The organism is Hydrocoleum sp. CS-953 (assembly GCF_002260545.1).
In the GTDB taxonomy this organism is placed as follows: Bacteria; Cyanobacteriota; Cyanobacteriia; order Cyanobacteriales; family Microcoleaceae; genus Trichodesmium.
In genome coordinates this window covers 1-3,509 of record NZ_LGSU01000528.1, presented here as the reverse complement: position 1 = coordinate 3,509, position 3,509 = coordinate 1, and the positions used below count along the sequence as shown (strand labels likewise).

General features: G+C 35.6%; 2 protein-coding genes and 1 pseudogene. 1 reads left to right on the top strand and 2 read right to left on the bottom strand.

Annotated features, from left to right (window positions below; all coding sequences use genetic code 11):
* A pseudogene (locus AFK68_RS05535) lies at positions 1-231 on the top strand (3-deoxy-7-phosphoheptulonate synthase); the annotation flags it as partial.
* Positions 232-1,773: 1,542 nt separating this feature from the next.
* Here AFK68_RS05535 and AFK68_RS05530 read toward each other — a convergent pair.
* The gene (locus AFK68_RS05530) at positions 1,774-2,682 is read right to left on the bottom strand and encodes an ABC transporter ATP-binding protein/permease (RefSeq protein ID WP_094671918.1); all 909 of its coding nucleotides are present in this window, start codon (positions 2,680-2,682) and stop codon (positions 1,774-1,776) included.
* Positions 2,683-2,722: 40 nt separating this feature from the next.
* The coding region (locus AFK68_RS05525) for an ABC transporter ATP-binding protein/permease (RefSeq protein ID WP_246844010.1) at positions 2,723-3,509 on the bottom strand (787 nt) is incomplete at both ends.

Genomic DNA, 3,509 nt, shown 5'->3' with positions numbered 1-3,509 from the left:
TCTCATGCTGTGGGTAAACGGGAGTTGGTGGCATCTTTGGCAAAAGCTGCGGTTGCTTGTGGAGCAGATGGTTTAATGATAGAGTGTCATCCTGTACCGGAGGAGTCGGTTTCGGATGCGCGACAAGCATTGTCTTTGGAAAATATGGTGGAGTTGGTTGAAAGTTTATGCCCCGTTGCTGCTGCAGTGGGGCGATATATTTGTCAAGTTGAGGAGTTAGCTGTGGCTTAATTTTGGCTTAATTTTGGCTTAATTTTTAGGCGATCGCTTCTGTTAGTTTTAAGTAGGGTTTGCTGATTAAATATCAAAGCATTGAAATATAAGGGTTTGAGTCATTTTAGATTTGGAAAAACTACCAGCTTTTCAGTTTATATATCTGAAAAAGTGAGCATCTTGGGGTAACGGGAGGCAGAAAAATTAAGGGACTATTTTTCTGACTACCTACTTTATAATTCCTATTCCTCCTGAGTTCTGAGTTCTGAGTTCTGAGTTCTGATTCCTCTCCTCTACTAAAAGACTTATTCAGCAAGCCCTAAGTATTGTTGTGGTTTACTGCTCCTAGTGCCGCTACGCGGAAGTCAAAAGTCAACAGTCAAAAGTTAAAAGTATTGGTTAGTAAGGCTTTTAAGATTTTGTAACTGGTCAGTTATTTCCGCCATCCTCCACTAGATATATTTGGAACGCTAAAGCGTAATAATGCACCTCAATATGAGTATTGTACCAAATATTATCTTTGGTGGAATCTTGGGTAGGATTCTTTTTCTTCAAGAATTAAGAATTTAGAATTAATAATGCGCGAATTACCTCTCCTTAAAAAGAAGAGGATTGACGAACAGGAAAATTTTTATTTATTATCCCCTTAAAAGGGGAGGCTTTAAACCACAATNCCTTAAAAAGAAGAGGATTGACGAACAGGAAAATTTTTATTTATTATCCCCTTAAAAGGGGAGGCTTTAAACCACAATATTTCGGTAATAGGAATCAGGAATGATTTATGAGATATTTAATAACAATTAAGATAAATTATACCATGTCTGCTGGTATCGGAGCGTGTAAAAGTTGGGGAAATATTTACCTTATGTAAGCTTTTTCCTTTTCTTCTTTCTTCCTTCTTCCTTCTCTCCTAGATAATATGAGCCTTCTTCCTTACCTTCTCACTTGCAATACCGATGCTACCGGACATGATATTACAATCCTTTTATTCTGACTCCTAACTCCTAATTACCACTCAAATCTTGCAACTGAAATATTATTGCTATAGGATTTCCTAGAGTCATAAGGTACACCTAATACAACTTATATTTAACTCCTGTCTCCTGTACGGGCGTTTTATATGTCGCACAACTCCGTTAACGCGGAGCGACATATAAAACGTTTGCGGAGCATTCCGATAGGAAAGTTGTGCGTAGCTAATGGCCAGCAAGCCCCTACTACTCCTGACTCCTAAAGTTAAAAAACTTTGTACCTCACAAGTATGGGAAGTCCTATATAGAACCCCTAAGCGTATCTTGGGCTTTGTTGCGAGTTTTTTGCTCAGTCCTCAGTCCTCGTAGGGGCGTTTCATGTCGCGCAGCGAAACGGCTGTTAGCTTCGCATAACTATCGTTAACGCCCGTACAGAATTCAGGAGATTAAGAAATACTCAGAGGGGAAAAAGGTAGAATAAGCGACCCCCATCTTCCCACACTTCCCACACTCCCCACACTCCCCAACCCCATCATGTATAAAAAAATAAATACCTTCAGGGGTTCTATATTTCATATTACTTTCATCATTAATTTAATAAACTAACTTTTGCTTGATAATCTTCCGCAGATAATATTTGCCAATTAGCATTACCAGTTAATTCTAAAACTTGGTGATGATATTTTAACAAACTTAAACGATGTCCGACACTAATAAATGTGGTTTTAGTTGTTTGTAATTGTTGATAAAGTTCTGCCTCATTTTGTAAGTCTAAGGCACTAGTAGCTTCATCTAAAATTGCATAACAAGGATTTGTTAATAATAGTCTAGCAAAAGCTAAACGTTGTTGTTCCCCTAAAGATAAAACATTTTCCCATTGTAACTCTACATCAAAACCACCTAATCTATCTGGTAAATCTTCTAAGTTAACAACTTTCAAAATTTTTCGTAATTTATGCTCATCAAACTCCTGATGAACTTTAGGGTATAATAACTGTTCTCGTAAAGTTCCTAAAATCATATAAGGGCGCTGAGGTAAAAATAACATTTCCTCCAAATGGGGACGTATTAAACAACCTGTACCTGATTTCCATAAACCTGCTATTGCTCTTAATAAAGAACTTTTACCAACTCCACTTTGACCTACTATTAATAATCCTTGACCAGGTTCTAATGCTACCGATAAATCTCTAACCAAAGTCTTTTGAGTTTCATTTATATCTTCGTAATTTAGAGGAGTATTCAGAGTAATATTTTCTAGCGCCAGTCGAGAATTTTCTCTAATATCAATTTCCCCATTTCCTATTTCTGGTAATTTTTGCGTATCTTCTAATGTGTCTCTAAATTTAGCTAAACGATTAATACCAGCAGCAAAAGCAGTTAAATTATCGATTTGACTAACTACTAAAGAAAAAGCTCCTAAAACTTGACTAAAAGCAAAACCTGCCTGAGTAATATCTCCATATTTAATCTCACCAGCAAAGTAAATAGGAGCCATTATTAAAGAAGGCAAAATAATAACTGCGTATCGATAACCNTTCTAATGTGTCTCTAAATTTAGCTAAACGATTAATACCAGCAGCAAAAGCAGTTAAATTATCGATTTGACTAACTACTAAAGAAAAAGCTCCTAAAACTTGACTAAAAGCAAAACCTGCCTGAGTAATATCTCCATATTTAATCTCACCAGCAAAGTAAATAGGAGCCATTATTAAAGAAGGCAAAATAATAACTGCGTATCGATAACCAGTGGTAAAGTAATCTACATTTCTCTGCCAACCAATGAGCAAATTAAAATTATTAAAGACCTGAGCAAATCTTTGTTTGAGTTGTAATGATTCTTGTTCTTCTCCTTGGTAAAAAGCAATTGATTCAGCATTATCACGAATATGAACTAATCCATAACGAAAATCTGCTTCTCGTCTGAGTTGATTGAAATTTAAAGTAATTAATTTTCTCCCAAAAAATACTGCTACTAATGTTCCTAATACAGCATAAAAAATTAGAAATATTGACAGTGGTACAGATATTGACCACAGAATTCCAGTGAAGGAAATAACATCAATTACTGAGTTAAGAATTGTCAGCAGAAAAAACAAACTTTGCCTAGTGAAAGATTTAATATCTTCTGCCATTCTTTGGTCTGGATTATCAATTTTTCCCTCTGAGTTAATTTGATAATAAGACCTATTTTGTAAGTAGTTGTCGAGAAATTTGCTAGTCATCCACTCTCGCCAATATAGTCCTAATTTTTGGCGTGTATAGGTGTAAACTACAACAATTGGAGTACCAACAATAAATACTCCAGCATAAACAAATAAAAAT

Excerpts from the sequence above, each read along its gene's own strand:
- AFK68_RS05530 (WP_094671918.1), bottom strand. The coding sequence starts at position 2,682 with ATGGCTCCTATTTACTTTGCTGGTGAGATTAAATATGGAGATATTACT.